The 20393-nt window shown below is 64.0% G+C and carries 19 protein-coding genes; 11 read left to right on the forward strand and 8 right to left on the reverse strand.

Going from position 1 to position 20393, the window contains the following annotated elements:
- Nucleotides 1–150: 150 nt before the first annotated feature.
- A complete protein-coding gene (locus AAGD32_05645) occupies nt 151–504 on the reverse strand; it encodes a M67 family metallopeptidase (protein MEM8873726.1) in 354 nt (117 codons plus the stop codon).
- Nucleotides 505–527: 23 nt separating this feature from the next.
- Between AAGD32_05645 and AAGD32_05650 the strand changes: the two genes are divergently transcribed.
- Both AAGD32_05650 and AAGD32_05655 read left to right on the forward strand, forming a co-directional pair.
- Nucleotides 528–908, forward strand: a complete 381-nt coding sequence (locus AAGD32_05650; protein ID MEM8873727.1) for a hypothetical protein — start codon at nt 528–530, stop codon at nt 906–908.
- A gap of 64 nt (nt 909–972) precedes the next feature.
- Entirely contained in the window at nt 973–2469 is a 1497-nt protein-coding gene (locus AAGD32_05655; GenBank protein ID MEM8873728.1) for a sulfatase, read from the forward strand.
- An 84-nt stretch (nt 2470–2553) separates the two neighbouring features.
- On the opposite strand, the gene AAGD32_05660 is transcribed toward AAGD32_05655, so the two are convergent.
- Nucleotides 2554–3552 (reverse strand): ThiF family adenylyltransferase, encoded by a 999-nt coding sequence (locus AAGD32_05660; protein MEM8873729.1) that lies wholly within the window; start codon nt 3550–3552, stop codon nt 2554–2556.
- A 20-nt stretch (nt 3553–3572) separates the two neighbouring features.
- On the opposite strand from AAGD32_05660, the gene AAGD32_05665 reads away from it, so the two are divergent.
- Genes AAGD32_05665 through AAGD32_05685 form a run of 5 tightly spaced genes read left to right on the forward strand, consistent with a single transcriptional unit; the run spans nt 3573 to nt 5613 of the window.
- Complete coding sequence (locus tag AAGD32_05665; GenBank protein MEM8873730.1) at nt 3573–3998, forward strand: YlbF family regulator; 426 nt, start codon at nt 3573–3575, stop codon at nt 3996–3998.
- 3 nt (nt 3999–4001) lie between these two features.
- The gene (locus AAGD32_05670; GenBank protein ID MEM8873731.1) at nt 4002–4424 is read left to right on the forward strand and encodes an EVE domain-containing protein; all 423 of its coding nucleotides are present in this window, start codon (nt 4002–4004) and stop codon (nt 4422–4424) included.
- Between the two features lie 13 nt (nt 4425–4437).
- Nucleotides 4438–5058: a PH domain-containing protein gene (locus tag AAGD32_05675; protein MEM8873732.1), complete on the forward strand. Its 621-nt coding sequence runs from the start codon at nt 4438–4440 to the stop codon at nt 5056–5058.
- 44 nt (nt 5059–5102) lie between these two features.
- The gene (locus AAGD32_05680) at nt 5103–5435 is read left to right on the forward strand and encodes a hypothetical protein (protein MEM8873733.1); all 333 of its coding nucleotides are present in this window, start codon (nt 5103–5105) and stop codon (nt 5433–5435) included.
- Nucleotides 5428–5613, forward strand: a complete 186-nt coding sequence (locus AAGD32_05685; GenBank protein ID MEM8873734.1) for a hypothetical protein — start codon at nt 5428–5430, stop codon at nt 5611–5613. Before AAGD32_05680 ends, AAGD32_05685 begins: the two co-directional genes overlap by 8 nt.
- 54 nt (nt 5614–5667) lie before the next feature.
- On the opposite strand, the gene AAGD32_05690 is transcribed toward AAGD32_05685, so the two are convergent.
- Nucleotides 5668–6465: a fumarylacetoacetate hydrolase family protein gene (locus AAGD32_05690; protein MEM8873735.1), complete on the reverse strand. Its 798-nt coding sequence runs from the start codon at nt 6463–6465 to the stop codon at nt 5668–5670.
- Nucleotides 6466–6532: 67 nt separating this feature from the next.
- On the opposite strand from AAGD32_05690, the gene dacB reads away from it, so the two are divergent.
- A complete protein-coding gene (dacB, locus tag AAGD32_05695) occupies nt 6533–7972 on the forward strand; it encodes a D-alanyl-D-alanine carboxypeptidase/D-alanyl-D-alanine-endopeptidase (protein ID MEM8873736.1) in 1440 nt (479 codons plus the stop codon).
- 123 nt (nt 7973–8095) lie between these two features.
- Here the strand turns inward: dacB and AAGD32_05700 are convergent, their stop codons facing one another.
- The 4 genes from AAGD32_05700 to AAGD32_05715 form a co-directional block, all read right to left on the reverse strand.
- The gene (locus AAGD32_05700; GenBank protein ID MEM8873737.1) at nt 8096–8611 is read right to left on the reverse strand and encodes a hypothetical protein; all 516 of its coding nucleotides are present in this window, start codon (nt 8609–8611) and stop codon (nt 8096–8098) included.
- 113 nt (nt 8612–8724) lie between these two features.
- Nucleotides 8725–10332: an SPFH domain-containing protein gene (locus AAGD32_05705; protein ID MEM8873738.1), complete on the reverse strand. Its 1608-nt coding sequence runs from the start codon at nt 10330–10332 to the stop codon at nt 8725–8727.
- Nucleotides 10329–10916: an NfeD family protein gene (locus tag AAGD32_05710; GenBank protein MEM8873739.1), complete on the reverse strand. Its 588-nt coding sequence runs from the start codon at nt 10914–10916 to the stop codon at nt 10329–10331. Before AAGD32_05710 ends, AAGD32_05705 begins: the two co-directional genes overlap by 4 nt.
- Nucleotides 10917–11052: 136 nt before the next feature.
- Complete coding sequence (locus tag AAGD32_05715; protein ID MEM8873740.1) at nt 11053–11514, reverse strand: OsmC family protein; 462 nt, start codon at nt 11512–11514, stop codon at nt 11053–11055.
- A gap of 1174 nt (nt 11515–12688) precedes the next feature.
- Here AAGD32_05715 and AAGD32_05720 point away from each other — a divergent pair.
- The 3 genes from AAGD32_05720 to thiS all read left to right on the forward strand — a co-directional run bounded on the left by AAGD32_05720 (nt 12689) and on the right by thiS (nt 19565).
- Nucleotides 12689–15667 (forward strand): PKD domain-containing protein, encoded by a 2979-nt coding sequence (locus tag AAGD32_05720; protein MEM8873741.1) that lies wholly within the window; start codon nt 12689–12691, stop codon nt 15665–15667.
- 257 nt (nt 15668–15924) lie between these two features.
- A complete protein-coding gene (locus tag AAGD32_05725; protein ID MEM8873742.1) occupies nt 15925–19350 on the forward strand; it encodes a PKD domain-containing protein in 3426 nt (1141 codons plus the stop codon).
- An 8-nt stretch (nt 19351–19358) separates the two neighbouring features.
- The gene (gene thiS / locus AAGD32_05730; protein MEM8873743.1) at nt 19359–19565 is read left to right on the forward strand and encodes a sulfur carrier protein ThiS; all 207 of its coding nucleotides are present in this window, start codon (nt 19359–19361) and stop codon (nt 19563–19565) included.
- Here thiS and AAGD32_05735 read toward each other — a convergent pair.
- Nucleotides 19562–20389 (reverse strand): phytanoyl-CoA dioxygenase family protein, encoded by an 828-nt coding sequence (locus tag AAGD32_05735; GenBank protein ID MEM8873744.1) that lies wholly within the window; start codon nt 20387–20389, stop codon nt 19562–19564. The two genes, thiS and AAGD32_05735, sit on opposite strands and share 4 nt — an antisense overlap.
- Nucleotides 20390–20393 lie beyond the last annotated feature (4 nt).

A 20393-nucleotide genomic window follows, 5' to 3' on the forward strand; every position in this document is an offset into this window, starting at 1 on the left:
AATCGTTGGGGCTTGGGTTATCCGCTGTTGGGCTGTGCGCGTTGGCGAGTTCGTGTAAATCACCTGAGCCGGGTTGCTCCGCAACGCTGGTGCCTCGCTGTTCGATGACGTGTCTCACCCCGCTACCCCAGCTTTGCGGAGCAACGCGGCTCAGGTGATTTCCACGAACTCGCCATCGCGCAGTGCCCAACTGCGGATAACCCATGCCCCATCGATTCGACCGATTATCGAGTACACATACCCCGGCCACGCCGCGGCGAGGTCCGTCGCACTGGGCACTGGCTCGGCGTCGGGGTGGCTGTGGTAGATGCCGACGATGCGATGTGCGCGATCAAGCCGCAGCATCATCAAGGGATCAATCGCAAAGCGATGGTGCTTCTCTTCCGCAACGTTTTCACATGCGATCGCCGTGCCTTCGGCGAGCAGGACGCCGCAGCATTCGTGCGGATCGGCCGCCTCGGCTTCGGCGACGAGTCGGGCGCGGGTTTCGTGGGGCAGTTGCACGGAGTGGACGTTATCATGCCTGGATGCCGCCGGTGATCGAGCCGCAATCCCGACCGACTTTGCGGAAGCTGCGTGAACGGCGTGAGGCGTTGGTGCGACAGCAGTTGGCCGAACATGATCCGAGCGGGCGACATCCGTACGCATTCTGCAGCCGATGTGGTCGTGTGTTGCTGGCACCACAAACGACCAAGTTATGTGATCAGTGCGGGGCGGACGTGCCGGAACCAAGCCGGGAGACCATCGCCGACTCGATGCTCGACGAGCCACCGATGTTCAGTTGGGGCTGGTACCAACCCGAGCCGCCGACCGGGCTCGAACGCCTTGGTCGAATGCTGTGGACGGCCGCGCTTGTGGCCGCTGTGCTAGCCACCATTGCTTACTCGCTCAGCAGGCAGATCACCTAATCCAAGATTCACGGCTTCAGCGGTGAGCTTTACCTCGCACGTCACTTCCGCTGCAATGCGTCGCATGCGCATCCTGCACCTCGACATCGACGCACTGCGTCCGGATCATCTCGGCTGCTACGGATACCACCGCGACACGTCGCCGACGATCGACACGATTGCGAAAGATGCCGTGCGGTTCGAGGAGGTTTATTGCAGTGACGCGCCGTGCCTGCCGAGCAGGACGGCGCTTTACAGCGGACGCTTCGGCTTCGATACCGGGGTGACCGACCACGGTCACACGCACGGCCAACCTCGCCTCGAGCCCCGACGCAACGCCCGCGATCTGTTCACCATCGACGGCCTGCCCGGCCGACTCGCTCGCGCCGGCTACCGCACCGTGCTGATCTCAGGTTTCCACGCCCGGCACTCGGCCCACTGGTTCGCGGCCGGCTTTACGGAAACCATCGACACGCGCAAGGGCGGCATGGAGATCGTGTCCGACGTCCAACCCCATGCTGAGTCATGGCTCCGCGAACACGCCGACGAGGAGGATTGGTACCTGCATGTGAACTACTGGGATGTCCACACGCCCTACCGCACGCCGATGGACTACGGGCACCCGTTCGAGAACGAACCGTTACCGGGCTACGTCGATGATGCGCTGATCGAGCGTTGGAAAAACAAGGTCGGGCCGCACAGCCCTAAGGACGTGGGCCGGATGTTCGACGATGTCACCGGCGACCACCCGCGTGACGTCGGTCGGTGTGACACCATGGACGGGGCCCGCAAGGCCATCGATGGCTACGACACCGCCATCCGCTACGTCGACGACGCGATCGCCAAGCTCATGGCCATCCTCGACGACCTGGGCGTCGCCGACGACACCGCGATCGTCATCACCGCCGACCACGGCGAAAACATGGGCGAGCTCGGCATCTGGGGCGAGCACGCGACCGCTGATGCCGCGACGTGTCACATCCCGCTGATCGTGAAGTGGCCGGGCAAGAAGCCCGGAGTTCACGCGGGTTTACAGTATCACCTGGACTGGTCGGCGACGGTGCTGGATCTGCTCGGCATGGAGCCGAGCGGGTCGGCCGATGGCAAATCCTTCGCCGGCGTGTTCGACGGCGAGGACCCCCCCGGTCGCGAGGCACTTGTCTTCTCCCAAGGCTCGCACACTTGCCAGCGCAGCGTCCGTTGGAACGACGGCAACCGAAAGTGGCTGCACATTCAGTCGTACCACGACGGCTACCACCTGTTCCCCGACGACATGCTCTTCGACTTGGCCGACGATCCGTATGAACAGTCGGACATCGCCGTCCATCACGCGGATGTCGTGGACCGTGCGAAAGCCGTCGCGTCCGAATGGGTCGAAGCGCGACAGAAGAAGCTCATGGCCCGTGGCGTCGAGCCGACCGACCCGCTGGTCACCACCGTTGCCGAGGGCGGACCGTTCTATTGCCGCAACTGGTGGATCACCAAGGGTGACGCGTTGCCGTACTACCTGGATCGGTTGGAAAAGACCGGACGTGCCGAAGGCGCGGCGAAGCTACGGGAGAAGTACACCAGTCGTGCATGAAAGCCCACGCCTTCAGGCGTGGGTCGGTATGCGGTACCTCGCGCCGACCCACGGCTAAAGCCGTGGGCTTTCTCAAACTTCTTCCTATCCGCCGACGAGTCGCGCATATACCGACCGCGCTTCGCTTTCGTCGCGCGCCGGGGTGACCAACATCCGTCCGTCGGGAAACAGCGCGACCTGCTTGCCGTCGAACTCCAGCCGCAGGAGCCGCGGCGTACCTTTGACCTTGCCCAGCTTGGCGAATCGTTCGATGAACGCATCAAGATCGAGGTCGGCATTACCCCGCACCTGCATCGTGTCGCGGCCGCAGAGGCTGACCGTGTCGGACGGATGGGCATCGAGGAACTCGAACGACCGCGCGCCGCAACACGGACAGCCGTCGCGCTTGAGAGCCGACGCGTCGGAGCAACGCGTGTTCCCTTGCCATAGATCGAATCGGAACAGGGTCGGCTTCGCCTGGCCGAGAAGTAGCTGAAGCACCATGCCCGCCTGCCACGCGGCCGTCACGGTCGCCGCCGGTCCGAGCACGCCGGCCGTGTCGCAGGTCGGCAGCTCCCCCGCCGCCGGTGGCTGTGGGAACACGCACCGCAAGCAGGGCCCGCCCACCGGCATGGCCAGCGCTCGCCCTTCGGTCCCGACACAGCCGCCGTACACCATCGGCCGACCGTTCTTCACCGCGACGTCGTTGAGCAGGTACCGCGTCGCCGCGTTGTCGGTGCCGTCGCAGATGACGTCGGCGTCCTTGAGCAGGCGCTCGACATTGCCCGGGTGCAGGTCATTGGGCCGGACGTGAAGGGTAACGTCCGGATCGATCGCCGTGAGCCGCGTCGCCGCCGCCTCGGCTTTCGCACTGCCGACGTCGGCCGTGGCGAACAACACCTGTCGCTGAAGATTCGTTTCCTCGACCAGGTCCCGGTCGATCAGCGTGAGCGTCCCGACCCCCGCCCGACAAAGCTGCTCGGCGATCGTCCCGCCCAACGCCCCAAGCCCAACGATCGCAACGTGCACCCGGCGGAGCTTGTGCTGGCCGTCTTCGCCGATCTGCGGCAAGAGTGTCTGGCGATGGTGTCGATCGTGGCCCACGGGTAGGTCTAGGATGGCCCATGCCCGCAGACGAGCAAGAGATCATGGACCTGGCGAAAAAACTCGGCGACCTCGTCGCGGAGCACCCCGCCATCAAGAAGATGGCCGATGCCCAGAAATCGGTCGCCGAGGACGCCGAGGCGGGCAAGATGCTCGGGGAGTTCGAGCAGAAGATCGCCGTGGTCAGCCGCAATGAGCAGATGGGTCAGCCGGTCACGCCCCAAGAGCGGGCCGAGCTCGAGTCGCTGCAGCAAAAGATCGCGAGCAACCTGAAGGTGCAAAACCTCGACGCCGCCCAGGTCGATTTCACCGCCCTGCTCCGCAAGGTCAGCCAAGCCTGGCAGCAGCCCATCGCCGCCAAGCAGCAAGAGGGCATGCCACAGCAAGGCCAAGGCGGCGCGGGCGGACCTGATCTCGGTGCGTTCGCCGGCGGGATCGGCGGGTAAGCCATGGCCTACTTCCTCTGCAAATCCGAGCCTGACGACTACAGCTACGGCGACCTTGAGTCCGACGGTTCGACCGTCTGGGACGGCGTCGGCAACAACCTCGCGCTCAAGCACATGCGGACCGTCAAGAAAGGCGACACCGCGCTGATTTATCACACCGGCAAGGACAAGCACATTGCCGGCCTTGCGAAGATCACCACCGACGCTTACGAAGACCCCAACAACGAGAAACGCGTTGTCTTCGACGTGGCCAAGAAGCAGAAGCTCAAACACCCGGTCACCCTCGCGGAGATCAAGGAGGAGGCCAGCGATACCAGGAGCGTCTTCGCCGACTACGGCCTCGTGAAGAACTCGCGGCTTTCCGTCATCCCGACCTCGAAGGCCCAGTTCGATCGGATCATGGAGCTTTCCAAGCAAGCGCGGTAAAACAGAACCCAGCATGCCTGACGAACGCCCAGACCAGCGGACCGAATTCGACGAGGGATACGACGCGCCGAAGAAAGCGCCGATCAAGGATCGCAACCCGCTCACCGAGCATCTGCCCCACGAGACCCCCGACGACGCCGAAGAGGTGTACTACGAAGGCTCGCCCAAACTCCGGGGTGAGTGGACCCTCATGCTCGGCTGGATCGCCACCGGCCTTGTGCTCGTCGCGATCGGTGTCGGCGTGGTGTACTGGACCGAGTACGCGCTTACCGGTTGGCTCATCGGCATCGTGATGCTCGGGCTCGCGGTCGGCTGCGTGTTCTTCCCAGGCCTGTGGGTCCGTCGCCACTACTACCGCATCACCAACTACCGCATCGACTTCGAGCACGGCCTGCTGTCCAAGAACATCGAGACGCTCGAACTCTGGCACGTCAACGACATACGCTACCACCAGTCGCTGCTCGACCGCATCTTCGGCGTTGGCACCATCGCCATCAGTTCCGACGACCGCTCCACTCCCGAGCTCATGCTCCGCAGCCTCAAGGACCCGCGGCCGCTCTTCGACCTGCTTAAGCAACGCGTCATCTCCATCAAACGCCAGCGCGGCGTGATCAAGATGGACATGGGCGGATAAAAGTGAAAGCGTGACGCCGGCACGGGTTTCGCTTCCGTCGCTGCATGCCTTCCGAAAAGGAAAACCGACAGCAGGCGCCCGACACGGCCCGGTCGTATGAACGTGCCGACCCGGCCGAGGAAAAAGGCCAGGGCGAGATGGGTGAAGTCCGCAACACGCCGATTGCCAACCCGGCTGACGTGCAAGGGTCGGTCCAAAACGGCCGTATTCGCATGCCGATGACGGCGGACGACATCGTCGATGCGTCCGCCACCGCCGACCCAGCTGCTCCGTCCGGCAAGACCGACGCACAGCCGCGCAACGCGATCCCCGCCGCCGGCACCCAGCCGGGCAAGAACGCGAAGTACATCGAGCCGGAGGTCGAGAACCATGCCTGAAGAACGACCAAAAACGCCCGAGGAACACGACCCGTCCAAGCCGATCGCGGAGCAACCGGATCACTCGATGAAAGACGAGGAGCCGCTTGGGTGGGATCAAGCGCCGCTGAGCAAACCCGAGTGGCAACGCCACCCGCGCCCGAACATGCCCGGCGGCGTGCCGAAGCAAGGCGAGTGAGCCACCGAGCCAACGTTCAGCGGCGCAACGAAGTCGCACCGCTTCACAGTGGGCTTACCTCACCGTGTTGACCAAGCGTCCTATGCCCTCGACTTCCACCGCCACCTCATCGCCGGCTTTGAGCCACACCTGCGGGTCACGGGCCATGCCCACCCCCGGCGGCGTGCCGGTCAGCAGCACGCTTCCCTGTCGCAACGTCATCGTGCCGCTCAAGCTCTCGATCAACGCGGGCACGTCGAAAATCATGTCCGATGTGTTGCCGTCTTGCATGACTTCGCCGTTGAGCGTGCAGCGGATGCCCAAGGCGTTGGGATTCTCGATCTCGTCCTTGGTGCAAATCTGCGGGCCCAACGGGCAGAAGCCGTCGAAGGACTTGCCCCGCGCGAACTGCCCGCCACCCAGTTTCTTGTCCTTCTGCCAGTCCCGCGCCGAGACGTCGTTGGCGGCGGTGTAACCGAAGACGTAGTCCAGCGCGTCGTCCGCGGACACGTCCTTGCAATCCTTGCCGATCACGACCGCGAGCTCGGCCTCGTAGTCGACCATGTGCGTCCGCCGCGGCATCGGGATCACGCCGCCGGGGTTGTTCAGCGTGTTGCTCGACTTGATGAACAGCATCGGATTCTCCGGCGGCGTGCTGCCAGTCTCGGCCGCGTGGGCCTGGTAGTTCAAACCGATGCACAGGATGTCGGTCGGCACGATCGGCGCGAGCAGTTGCTCGACCGGGAGGATGTCGTCAGTGATCGAGTAGTCGCCGAAGATGTCCCCGACAACGACACGTGCGGCGGTGAGCTGCGGGTCGTGGGCGATGCCATGACAGATGTCCTTGCCGCAGCGAAAACGTACGAGATGCATGGGGTGATGTTACACGTCGGGCGGGGAAAAACTTGTCGGCGGATTGTCGTCGCCGCATGATGTCGCCATGCGTCACGCCACCGCGATCTTGGTGCTGCTGCTGGGCCTGTCGGGCTGTTCGTACTTCTGGGGCGGTCCGTCGTCGCTGGCCGAGCCGAGCGTCCGGTCGCTGGCACTGGCCGAGGAGCTCGACGAGATCCTTACCCGTCATGACACGAACGCGATCGTCGCCGCCCGGGTGGTGCGCGTCGGTGACGGAGCGGAGCTGTACGCCCGCAATGCCGACGTCCCGATGATCCCCGCGAGCAACATGAAGCTCCTGGTCAGCGCGGCCGCACTCGATCACTTCGGCGCGGATCACACCTTCGACACGCATCTCTACCGCAGCGGCGACGACCTGATTCTCGTCGGCACCGGCGACCCAGCCTTGGGCGATCCGACCATCGCGCGGTGGAACGGCGTGGATCATCTCCATGCCGTGCACGACTTCGTCGACTCGGTCAAAGAAGCGGGCATGACCGAGGTCGCGACCCTGTTCTACGACGACACCGCGCTGCCGGAGCCGCGCGTCGCCGCTTCGTGGGACACCGAGGATTTGGTGTACTGGTACGCCGCCCCGGTGAGCGGATTGAACTTCAACGACAACTGCATCGACGTCACCGCCCGCCCGGCCGACACCAACGACACGCCCGCGGTGCTCGACGTCGTTCCGCCCACCACCGACGCCGTCCACATCGTCAACCTGACCACGACCACCAACACCAGCGGTGTTGGCGTGAGCATCGAAAAGACGCAAAACGCCAGTGTTTATGCGGTCGTCGGCGACGTGCATGAAGCACGCGACTTCAAGAGTCGGCCGGTCTCCGATCCCGGTTACTTCACCGCCGATGTCCTGCGAACGATGTTCGAAGACGCCGGCGTTACCGTCGGCGAAGTTCGCTCACTCGATCGCGAAGGCAGCGGCGTCATCCTCGCGACCGCATCCTCCGCCATGCCCGACGTGTTGCGACGCGTGAACAACAACAGCCAAAACCTCTTCGCCGAGGCGTTGAGCAAACTGCTGGGCGATGCGACCGGGCACGGACCGACCTGGGAAGGTAGCCATGCCGCGATCGTGGCGTTTCTGGAGGACGCCGGTATCGACTCGACCGGCTTTGCGGCGATCGATGGCTCGGGGCTTTCCCGCAACAACCGTGTCACCGTGCGCCAACTCTCCGAGCTCATGCGTCACATGGTCGACCACCCGGACGCCGACACGTTTTCCGATTCGCTGTCGATCGGCGGCGGCCGTGGCACCCTCGCCCGACGGTTTTCTGAAACCGACGACACCATCCGCGGCAAGACCGGTTTCATCGGCGGGGTCCGCGCGCTCACCGTTTATGCCGATGCCGACAACGGCGAGTCGTACATCGTCAGCATCCTCTACAACCAAATCTCCGGCAGCGTTCGACCTTTCGAGAAGCTACAGGACGAAGCCGTGCTGACGGTGCTCGAGAAAATGCCGTAAGGCGATTCATTTTGGCATGTGAGCTACGCATCACACTAACCCGCGAAGACCGGATGCACCTGACGCGGATCGTGCAAAATTCGTTGGCCAACGCCGTCAACCGACAACCGAGCGCCGCGTCAGTCAGTCCTCGTCGTCGACTTCCCAGGGCGCTGCGCCAAAGCCGCGTATTTTGCACTGGGCGCTGAGCTGGCCGACGTGATGCTGCAAGTGCCGCAGCGCGTACACCATCCAGGCGACACGGCTCTGGCCCTCGCCCGCGGTCTCGGCCTTGCCGCCACGGAGCCCATCGTCACCGTTCTCGACCAGATAGGTGTCAACCAACGTGGCGACGCGCTCGATTTCAGCCAACGTCGCCGCCCGGTCTGGCAGTGCATCGATCGGGCTGTCCCAGTAGCGCAAACCGCCGGGCTCCCAATCGGTGGCGTCGCGGTCCTTCGACACGTAGAACTCCGCGGTAAGCAGGATGTGCATCGAGATACGGGCGGGCACCTCAGTCCACGTCGGCTCACCCTCGCCCCATGCCGTGTCGTCTAGCCGAGCGACCGCGTCGGCGAACATGCGGAACGCCTCTTTAAACTCGGTCCGTAGTGCCTGTGTCACCGCATCGTGCGGCGGTTCGGTGAAAGTGCTTTCCATGGTTGAACTCCCATGGTGAAAGGTGAGCACAACTCTGGATGATGAGAACAGATGACTGCTTTAACTTAACCGAAAAGGGCTGGCACAATCCGCGACAAAGCGCGCAAGCGGACTCAGGACTGCGGGGCCGCCGACTCGGGCTTGGCGTCTGCGTGGGCCCTTGGAGACGACGCGTCCGGCTTCACCTTGCCAAGCACCTCCGGCAGGTCGATGCCGGCCTGCTCGGCGAGTTCGTGCATCGGCGGGAGGCTGCCGATGAGGCCCTTCATGAAGTTGGCCGTCGAACCATCGCCGCCGGCGTTGGCGCCGCCGTCCCAGACGGTGATCTTGTCGATCTTGAGGTTCTGGATCGCCTTGACCTGCTCGGCGACGAGCTCGGGGAGTTTTTCGATGATGAGCAGGGCCGGGGCGACATCCTTGCGATCGCCGCAGGACTCGAGCAGCGATTGGTAGCCGGCCGCCTTGGCGTCGAGGACCTTTCGCAGACCCTCGGCCTCGGCGTCGTACTTGGCCAACGTCGCGTCGGCCTGACCCTTGGCGACGCGGCGGATCTTCTCCGCTTCCGCTTCGGCGTTGATCTCGACCTGACGCTGTTCGATGATCTCTTTGGCGATCACTTCCTTTTCCATTCGCGCCAGCTCCTGCTCCTTGTCGGCGAGCAGGACTTCCTGGGCGGCTTTCGCGAGGGCCACGTCACCGCGACGGCGGGCTTCGGCTTTCGCCTCGGCGAGGGTCGCTTCCGATGCAGCAACGTTCGCCCGGCTCTTGTTCTCACCGTCGACCGCTTGCGCTTCGAGTTCGGCAACGCGGACACGTTCCTGTTGCTCGGCCTGCTTCTCACCCTGCGTCGCCAGCGCGTTCTGCTCAGCAACGGCGATGGCCTGCTCGCGCTTGGCCTGCACCTCACCGCTAATGCCCTCGGCTTCGAGGGCGGCGACGCGGATACGTTGGTCACGCTCGGCCTGCTTCTGACCCATGACCGACTCGGCGACCTGGGCGGCGACGCTCACCTCACGCTCGCGGTCCGCGCCGGCGGTGCCGATCGCACCTTCACGGTCGGCTTGGGCGGTGTCGATCTTCGCCTGGTTGATCGCCTCGGCCGCAGCCTTCTTACCGAGTGCCTCGATGTAGCCGGACTCATCCGTGATGTCACGGATGTTCACGTTGATCATGTACAATCCGATCTTGTTCAGCTCGAAGTTGACGTTCTTGTTCACCAGATCGAGGAACTTCTCGCGGTCCTGGTTGATCTCCTCGATGGTGAGCGTGGCGATGACCAGACGCATCTGGCCGAGAATGATGTCGCGGGCCTGGCTGGCGACGTCGGCTTCCATGAGACCCAGCAAACGCTCCGCGGCGTTCTGCATGATGGCCGGCTCGGTGGAAATGCCGACGGTGAACGTGCTGGGCACGGCGACGCGAATGTTCTTCTTGCTCAGCGCGCTGGAAAGTTCAATCTCGATCGTCAGCGGTTCCAGCGACATGAACGCGTAGTCCTGGAACAACGGGACGACGAACGCCGCCCCGGCGTGGACACACTTGGCCTTGCTCGCGCCGCCGGCTTTACCGTAAATCACGAGGATGCGGTTGGGCGGGCAACGCTTGTACCGGCTGGCGAAGATGACAAAACCGGCCACGATGACGGCCAGCGCCAATGCCGAGAGGATCACGACGCCGGTGCCGTCAGGGATTACGGATGTGGACGAAAGCAGGTGGTTCATAGCGGTTCCACGATGAGTGTGTTGGCGTCACGGGCTTCGGTGACACGGACGTCGGCGAAAGAATCGATGGCCGGCCCGACCGAGACGGCGTCGACCAGGACGCTGCGGCCCTGGACATCGACGCGGACCTTGCCGCTGCCTTTGCCGTGCTCCGGGATGGTCATGTAAACGGTGCCGACCTTACCGACGGCATCGGTCGGGTCGTACTTCACGTCATGGGTTGCGCGCTTGAGAAAGAACATCAACCCTGCGGCGGCAAAGAGGAACGCGGTGCCGATGGCCACGGCGACGATGGCCGCGATGGTCGGTGAGAGCCCCCACTCGAGCCGGGCGATCAGCCCGCCCCAGCCGGTGCCCATCAGAAACGCGGTGACCGAGAGCACCGAGAGCAGCCCGAATCCATCCCCGTCGACGTCGGCGTCGAAGTCCGCATCACCGTCGATGCCAAACAGCAACGACGCGCCCATCCGCAGCAGAAAGACGATCGTCCCCAACAACGCGAAGGCGGCATAGATCACTGCGTCGAACCCGAACCGATCGAGAAGGTCGTTCCAGTCGAAAAGTAGTTGGAGAAACTCGGGCATCGGCGCAGTCCTTTCCGGACATTCACAAGGATGCACGGGCGGAAATCGAAAGCAATGTTTGGATCGTTAGAGACCGGCGGTTGTTTGTAACGCCGACAGCGACAACGCGCGCAACATCGCCGGAGCTTTGTCGGTTTCACGCACTGACGTACTCGACGACGACTTCGGTGTCGGGGTGGAGCGAGCGATGGACCGGGCAGGCATGGGCGGCACGATCGAGCTTGGCTTTCTGATCGTCGTCGAGGCCGGGCGGAAGCGTGATGGTCATCGTCAGTTTGCCGACACGGCGTGGCGAGGCGGTCATCGTCTTGGTGACGGTCGCGGTGGTCTCGCCGAGTTCGTAGCCGTCGCGGCGGGCGACGATGGCCATGGTGGTCAGCACACAACTGGCCAGCGACGTCGCCAGCAGATCGGTCGGTGAGAATGTCCGGCCCAGGCCTTCGTTGTCCTTGGGCGCGTCGGTGATCAACTCACCGCCGCTGGGCCCATGAGTCGCGGAGCAGGAGAGGTCGCCGGTGTAACGGACGGTCATCTGGACATCAACCATGGCGGTGGTGTAGCGGACGGCCCGGCAACGGGCAACCGGCGGAGTTCGCACGATGATGCCTGTGGATAACTCGAATTTCTCGAGGTTTTCGTTGAAACGCGGCCAAGCGGGCGGCGTTTATTGGACGAGCGGCACTACACGCCGTTCAGACCGCACGGCAAAGGCCAACCCGCGATACCCGCCCAACCGGCAGACATCGCACCGCCTTGAACCGGCCGGGCCGTGGCAGAATGGAAAATCTGTATGGATCGCAACGTCCCAGAATATCGGCCATTTGAAAGCGCTAACGCGTTCTTTGGTTGCAATGCGTATTGAATGAACCTATTTATTGGCCCATCACGGTCCCGACCGGGCCGTGTCAGAGGCTGTCCTCGGCTGACACGAGATCATCGGCGACCGGAATGCGTCATCGAGATTTGAGTGTGAAGCACGGGCGGCCGATGAGTGAGACGGTGGGGCGGATTGCTCGACCCAGCGGGTGTGACCACCCGTGAGTGAGATGCCCACCACGGAAGTTTTGACCGGCCGACCTTGTGGCTTAAGTGGCCGTTGGCCTGACGAGACTCGTCGATATCACTGGAGAAAATCGCCGAAAATGAATGAACTCGGGGTACCGACCGGACGCGACGTTGATCGTGGGTGACAACCCGCATCCGACCTATCCCAACGAAAGCCGATCGAACCGCAACTGACCGGAACCACCGTTGCCCCGCGTAACGACCTATCAGCACAGCAGACCCGCTTTGAACCGGGACTACGGATCAATCGCACCTACCGAGCGTGGTCACTGGATGTAGCCGTCTCCGGGCGTTGCATTCGGCGTCCGACCCCGCCCGGCCTGTTTGCCAAGAGCGTTGCAAGCCGTCACACGACACAGGCCTCCCGGCCTGCTCACCGTGACTCCAAGCGTTTGCCCCGCTTTGCCCACAACCGAACGCCCATCGACCATGCCGTATCGCGTCGAGACCGTGTTCGATTCCGAGGAACCTTTCGTTTCGTCCAGTTGGGCGACCGGTTCCGAGGGACATGCGGCGTCGTTGCATAACGACTTCGCGGCAGACAACCCACTCACTGAAGCCCTGGCTCACCGCTGTTGTTCGCGTCGGGCCAACAACCGAACCCGTCGGCCCCAGGCCGGCCACCCGAAATCGGGACATGCCCCTTCCCCAACGTGGGTCGGGCTCATCCCGGTGACATGGATGACCTCAGACGAGGATTTCGACTCATGAGTAGCACGAAGCGACGCCGTTCGAACAAGTCCCGGAAGAAAGCCACCAAGAACCGTGCCAACCCGCGCCTCTCGGCCGCCGCGTTGGAGACACTCGAATCCCGCAAGCTGCTCAGCGGCAATGTGGACGTCAAGATCAACTTCCAGCCCAACTGGGCACCGGTCCCGTCCGGCTACGAAGTCGACAGCGGCAAGACCTACGGCAACCGCGGCAATGGTTACACCTACGGCTGGAATGCCGACCTTCAGGGCCAAGGCCGGGATCGCAACGCCAACAGCCGGCAGTACCTCGACACGCTGATCGACACCGGCAACGCCAACCAGTACCAACGCTGGGAAATGGCCGTGCCCAACGGCACCTACTTCGTCAAGCTCGTCGCTGGTGATTCCAAGTACACCGGCTCGCTGATCGACTACGACATTGAGGGCAAGGACTTCGCTTACGGCCGGACCCGCAGCGGTCTGAATCACATCGTCGGCCAGTCCAACACCGTCGAGGTCACCGACGGTAAGCTGAGCCTCACCGCCGGTAGCGACCTGCAGGCAGGCCGGGTCAACTTCATCGAAGTCCGACAGCTCTCCGGTGGCACTTCCGCCCCGACCCCGCCATCGGGCGGCAACAACGACGGTGGTTCGTCCGGAAGCGATGCCCCCAACGGCGAAGGCCGCGTCGAGCTTCTCGGCAACATCCTGCGGCTTACCGGCGTCGACGGTGCCAACAACGACATCCGCATCCAGGACACAGGCGGTAACGGCTTCAACGCCATCATCAACGGCCAGACCCGCAGCTACTCCGAAAGCTCGATCGGCCGCATCGAGATCTTCGGCGGCGACGGAGACGACAACCTCACGGTCTCGACCGGCATCAACATTCCGGTTCGCATTTTCGGCAACGATGGCAACGACACCATCGCCGGCGGCGAACGTAACGACACGCTCTTCGGTGGTGCCGGCAACGACGACATCACCGGGCGCGGCGGTAACGAACTCATCCACGGCGACGCCGGGGCCGACCTCATCCGCGCCGGCAACGGCGACGACCGGATCGTCGGCTACGGTGAGAACGACTCGATCTACGGCGAGAACGGCAACGACTGGATCGACGCCGGCCAAGGCAACGACTTCGCCGACGGTGGCGCGGGATCGGACCAGATTTTCGGTGCCGAGTCCGGCCCCGGTGACGCCGGCGGCTCCACGCCACCCCCGACACCGCCCGCCCCCTCCGGCGGCAACGATGGCGGCGGTAACAACGGCGGCGGCAACAGCGGCGGCGATGCACCCGTGACACCCAGCGCCCCCTCCGATGGCGTCAAGCCGACCGCGCGCATCAACATCTCCGACACCAACATCAACGTCGGCCAGACCGTCTTCGTTGACGCACTGAACTCCACCCTCCGCGCCGGCACACCGCTGACCGCCCGCTACGAGTGGGACTTCGGCGACAGCAACGGCAAGTACAACAACCTCGTCGGGTTCAACGCCGCCCACGTTTACGACCGGGTCGGTACCTACACGCTCACACTCACCGTCTACAACGAAGACGGCGGCAACCACCAGGTCCAGCAGACCATCCGCGTAGAAAACGCCGGCCGGCAGGTCATTTATGTCGCCCCTTGGGGTAACGACAACAACTCCGGCACGGTCGAACGCCCGATCCGCTCGGCCGAGGAAGTTCGCCGACGACTCGAGTCACGCCGCGACAACGTCGAAGTGCTCTTCGCCCGCGGCCAGACGTTCCAGGTCTACAACACGATCTTCACCTACGGCACCAACATCCGTTTCGGTTCGTACGGCAGCGGTTCCGAGCCGCGCTTGCGCTGGGATGGTCAGGGCGGCCTAGGTATCTCGATCATCCGTGGCGATTCGTCGAGCCGACAGGTCACCATCGACGGCCTCGCCTTCGACTCCCGGTGGACCAACCCCAACGAGCGGTTCAACCTGCCTAAGGCGTTCATGCCCGGCGGCAAGGACGCGACCATCAAGAACAGCGTGTTCTACAACGTCGAAGACGCGGTCAACGGCAACCAGCGCCCCGATGGCGTCCTGGTCCAGGACAACCGGGAAGCCAACAACCGTTCGATCCGCGCTTATCTGGTCTGGGCCGAAGGCGAGGACTACACGATTCTGGGCAACCAGATGTCCGACTCGGTGTTCGAGCACGTCATCCGCGTCGGTGGTGCCGACCGGATCAACGTGTCCTACAACGACTTCGATAACCCCGGCAAGTCGGTCCTCAACATCCAGAAGGGCGAGTACATCTACGTCCACAAGAACATCCTGCGAGACACCGTGTCGATCGGTCCGCTCGATGGCAGTGACGGCATTGCGTCGGACCGCTGGCGCTGGACCGTCATCGACTCCAACGAGTTCAAGGGCAACATCCTCCAGATCAAGCACGGCGCCGAACGCACCCTCGTGCGGAACAACATCTTCCGTATCGACAACGGCCCGGCGATCGAGATCCACGAGTACGACAACAACTTCAACCGTGGCGTGGAGGATCTGACCATCGTCCACAACACCGGCATCAACAACGGTGACCGCGGTCAGTTCATCTACCACATCGGCCCCGCCAACGGCGTCAAGGTTCTCAACAACCTCTACGTCGCCCCGGGTATCACCGTCGGCCCCTACGCGTCGGCCAACATTCACTCCCGCGAAGCCTCCCTCAACAGCTTCGACTACTTCCGCAACAACGTCTGGGAGCGGATGCCCGGCATCAGCTTCACTCAGGGCGGCCAGATCATCGCCGGCTACCACGGCTCGCAATCGGCTTACCTCGACGCCACCGAATGGAACGCCAGGTCGATCACGTCCGGTGAGGTCTTCGCGGATGTCTCGCTTGACAGCCAGGCACGACCCGCCAGCGGCAGCGCCGCCGATAACTCCGCTCGCTACTTCGGCGGCGTGTACACCGACTTCTACGGCAACTGGCGTAACACCCAAAGCCGTGACGCAGGTGCGGTGGAGAACTAAACCCCACAACTCACCCCAACCCCGAAAGCCCATGCCGCAAGGTGTGGGTTTTCGTTTGCGCGGTTATCGGACAACCGCCAGCGTGATCGGTCCCACAGACACCGGCCGTTATTGCCGATCTCCACGGTAGATGTGTGCTTGGCACGCACGTCATACCGTCGTTGTGAGCCGTAGGGCTTGCCCGGTTTGACCCGAGGATTCGTGAATGCGACGTCTAACCACGTCCCACTCATGCTCCCGCCGAACTTGGAGATTGTATGAACAGCCAGCCTGCTCAGAACGCGTCGTCCGAAGCCTCCGCGCCCGCACCGATCCCGGTCGCGGTGCCCAAGGCGTCCTTCTCCGTGGGCGTCGATCCGATCAAGTTCGCCGCCGCCGAAGCCGCCAAGCCCGTGCTCGGCGGGATCAACTGGGAAGAGCGTCGCAGTGGCAACGAACGCCGCGCCGGTGCCGACCGTCGCGTCGCACAACTGCCGTTCGAAGGCCCGGATCGTCGCAAGGGACGCCGTCGTAGTGGCCTGGACCGGCGCTGCATCGAGGGCGGTTTCGCCGCGCTCGAGAGTCTGGAAAATCGCAAGCTGATGAGCGCGTCGCCGATGACGTCGTTCGCCGACGGCACCCTCTCGGTCAACGGTATCGCCGGCCACGAGAACGTTCTCCGCGTCGAGCTCAGCGAAAACGGAAGCCACGTTCGCGGCATCGCCAACGGCGAGGCCGGCCCGTGGCACAAGGTCACCGACGTCCGCCACATCGTCATCACCGGCAGCGAACTGGACGACCGCATCCGCGTCGATGAGAACGTTTACATCCCCGTCCACGTCGAGGCCGGCGCGGGCAACGACGACATCCGCACCAGTCACGGCAACGACCGCATTATCGCCGGCACCGGCAACGATCGTGTCGACGGCGGCGCGGGCTCCGACGTCATCGAAGGCCAGGACGGCGACGATTCGCTCTCGGGCAGTGCCGGCGACGACCGCATCTTCGGCGGACGCGGCAACGACCGGCTCAACGGCGACGAGGGCGACGACCGACTCGACGCCGGCGGCGGGCGCGATGTGCTCTTCGGCCACTCCGGCCGCGATCATCTCATCGGCGACTCCGACGACTACCTCGCCGGCGGCAGTGGCAACGACCACATCGACCGCTTCTCCGGCTACATCGACGACATCACCACGTCCGTCGACGCCAAGGCCAAGATCACCCGGTTCGCCCTCGTCGACGCGGAAACCAACACCATCATCCAGGGCTACTCCAACCTCGGCCCCGGCAGCATCATCGACCTCGACAACCTGCCGACCGACAAGATCAACATCCGCGCTTACGCCGACGGACCCAACGGCGAGACCTTCACCGGCTCGGTCCGCTTCGCCCTCGACGGTAGCGACATTCGCACCGAAAACGCACGGCCCTACGCCCTGTTCGGCGACATCGCCGGCAACTACACCACCTGGACGCCGCAAACACGCACCTACACGATCACCGCCACGCCGTACACACTCGACAACGCCAGCGGGGCCGCCGGAATGGCACGCACGCTCCAGCTGCAGTTCATTCGCAGCAGCACGGCCGACGCACCGACCGACAACAACACCGCTCACGCCCACGCGCCGCAGGTGCAGAGCTTCACGCTCTTCGACACCACCACCGGGCAAGCCGTTCCCGGCTTCGAGAACATCGCGCCCGGCTCGCGCATCGAGCTCGGGTCCGACATGATGAACAACGGCACCTACTCGATCCGTGCCAACGTCAACGGCGTTGCCACCGAGAGCGTGCAGTTCCGCAACAACGGCACCGTCGTGCGCACCGAGAACAGCGCGCCCTACGCCCTGCGCGGCGATGTAAATGCGTGGTACCCCACTGTCGGGCAGCATGTGATCCAGGCCCAGCCGTTCGCTGGCGACGATGCGACCGGCCAGGCCGGCTCGCTCGCATCCGTCCGCGTCGAAGTCGTCTACGTCCCGGCGAGCGACAATCCCACACCCGCGACCCCGCCCGCCCCGGCACCGACCACCCCGCCGCCGGCACCCGCGCCAACCAACCCGAACAACGGCGACGCGCCGACCGCGCGGATCGACATGCTCTCGACCACCATCCGGGCCGGCGAAGCCGTGTTCGTGCACGGACTCTCCTCCACGATCCGCACGGGTGATCTCGAGCAGGCCAACTTCCGCTGGAACTTCGGCGACGCCGGGTCGGACTACAACGAGATGGGCGGCTTCAACGCGGCCCACACCTACGACACGCCCGGCACCTACACCATCCGACTGCAAGTCATCGACGAGAACGGCAACTCCGCGAGCCGGAGCGTGACGGTCACCGTCGAACCTTCCAACTATGAGCGCACCGTCTACGTCAGCGCTTACGGCAACGACAACAACGACGGCTCCACCACCGGCACCGCCGTCCGCACGGCCAAGCGTGCCTTCCAGCTCGCACAAGCCAACGGCGGCGACACTGAAATCCTCTTCCGCCGCGGCCAACGCTTCGACTTCACCGAGAAGATGGTCGTCGACGACGCCCACGTTCGCGTCGGTGCCTGGGGCAGCGGCGACAAGCCGACGATGTACTGGACCGGCCCGCAGAACAATGGCATCTTCTTCGAGTTGCAGGAAGGCGCGAACGACGCCGTCATCGAGGGCCTGCGGTTCGACAGCCGCTGGCAGGCCGACGACGGTCAACGCTTCGGCCTGCCCACCGCGGTGCGGCCGTTCTCCGACCGCGTGGTCATTCGCGGCAACGAGTTCCTCAACCTTCAGCACGCCGTTCTCGGAAACGCCAAGCCCGACGGCTTGCTGATCCAGGACAACACCGCGCCCAGCGAGTCGGGCGTTCGCGGCTACTTCTTCTGGGCCGAAGGCACCGACCTCAACGTCATCGGCAACTACGCCGCCAACAGCGTCCGCGAACACATCGTCCGCGTCGGCGGCGCGTCACGCATCAACATCTCCAACAACGACTTCCACAACCTCGATCGCACTGATCAGGTCCACGCCGACACCGCCAAGAGCACGCTCGCCATTCAACTCGGCAGCTTCGCGTGGATCGAGGACAACACCCTCCGCGCCACGCCGAGCCTCGGCCCGCTCGACGGCTCCGACGGCAACGCGCCCGACCGTTGGGAGTACGCCGTCTTCCGCGACAACACCGTTCTCGACATGCCGCTGCAGGTCAAAGACGGCGCCGAGCACATCCACATCGCCGGCAACGTGTTCGACATGGACGACACCCACGCGATCAACATCAAGGGTTACGACAGCAACTTCCGCCGCGCGCCGGTCGACATCTCCATCGAGGGCAACATCGCACTCAACGACGGCGAAACTGGCAATTTCATCCGCATCGGAACCAACGCCGTCGACATCCAGCTCATCGGCAACCAGTACCTCGCACCCAACCTCATCCTCGGCCAGTTCCAAACCGCCTACGTCTTCGTCTGGGACAACAACGCCAGTCCGCTCACCGAGGTCCGCGACAACGTCTGGCCCGTCCCGGACGACGTCATCAACTGGGCCCAAGGCGGCGCGTTCTTCGTCGGCAACAGCGTTACGCAGTCGGCTTACCTCACGCCCGAAGAGTGGATTGCGACCGTCGGCTCGACCGGCGATGTCTACGAGGACGAAGTCTTTGCCGACATCCGCCACCTCGTCGACGTGCCGTACGAGAACCTGCTGGCGGCGTAGACTCCCGCGTGGACGAAACGATCACCGTCAATGGCGAAGAGGCCGGCATGCCGCAACCGCGGACCATCGCCGGTCTCCTTGCCGCGCTGAATCTTGATCCCGACAAGGTCGCCGTCGAACGCAACCGCAAACTCGTCCGCGGCTCCACCTACGACACCGTCGAACTCCAACCCGGCGACGATATCGAGATCGTCACCTTCGTCGGCGGCGGCTAGCCGACTCGCCCCACGACCGGGAACACATCGTCAGCAAATCGACCCCCAATGGTCATGTCGAGCGGGTCGGTCACCACATGCTTCTCGCCGGTATAAGTTTGGTCTTCCGGCATGTAAATCACCACGAAAGCTTCGCGGACGTCGTCGCTCTGGTTCGCCCCGGCGTAGTGGAAGGTGCAGCCGTTATGGAAGGTGCAGCTGCCGGCCTTGAGCGGGAGGATCTTGCCTTTGACGCCCTTGTACTGAGGGGCCTGGTCGATCAGGTCAGACGCGTTGTGTTCGCTGTCGAGGTCGACGGGTTTGAGCGGGCCGGCGTTCTGCGTGCCGGGGAGCATGGTCATGCAGCCGTTGTGCGGCGTCGCGTCCTTGAGCGCGATCCAGATCGAGGTGCTGTGTTGTCGATCGGCGTGCGGCCAGTACGGCGCGTCCTGGTGCCAGGGCGTCGGGTTGCCCGGGTCCTGGTGCGGCTCCTTGAACAACGCCTGGTCGTGCCAGATCCGCATGGTGCGTCCTTCGAGGCGCGCGGCGATGTCGCCGAGACGTCGGCTCAGGGCGTAGCGTGCGACCTCTGGATGCCGGGCCCAAAGGTTGACCTTCTGATTGAAGATCTTGGCGTACACGCCACCCGCGTTGGTCGGACCGTCCTTCGACTCCTCGGCGACCGCCTCGGCCACCGCGTCCCTCATCGCTTGGAGGTCCGCACCCGTGACGACATCATCGAGTTGAATGAACCCGTCGCGCTGGTATTGCTCGATTTGGGCGGCGGTCAACGGATACGGCTCGGTCAGGGCGTCTTCGATACGCTCAATGGTCACATTGCTCATGGGC

It is taken from the genome of Planctomycetota bacterium (assembly GCA_039182125.1).
Classification (GTDB): Bacteria; Planctomycetota; Phycisphaerae; order Tepidisphaerales; family Tepidisphaeraceae; genus JBCDCH01.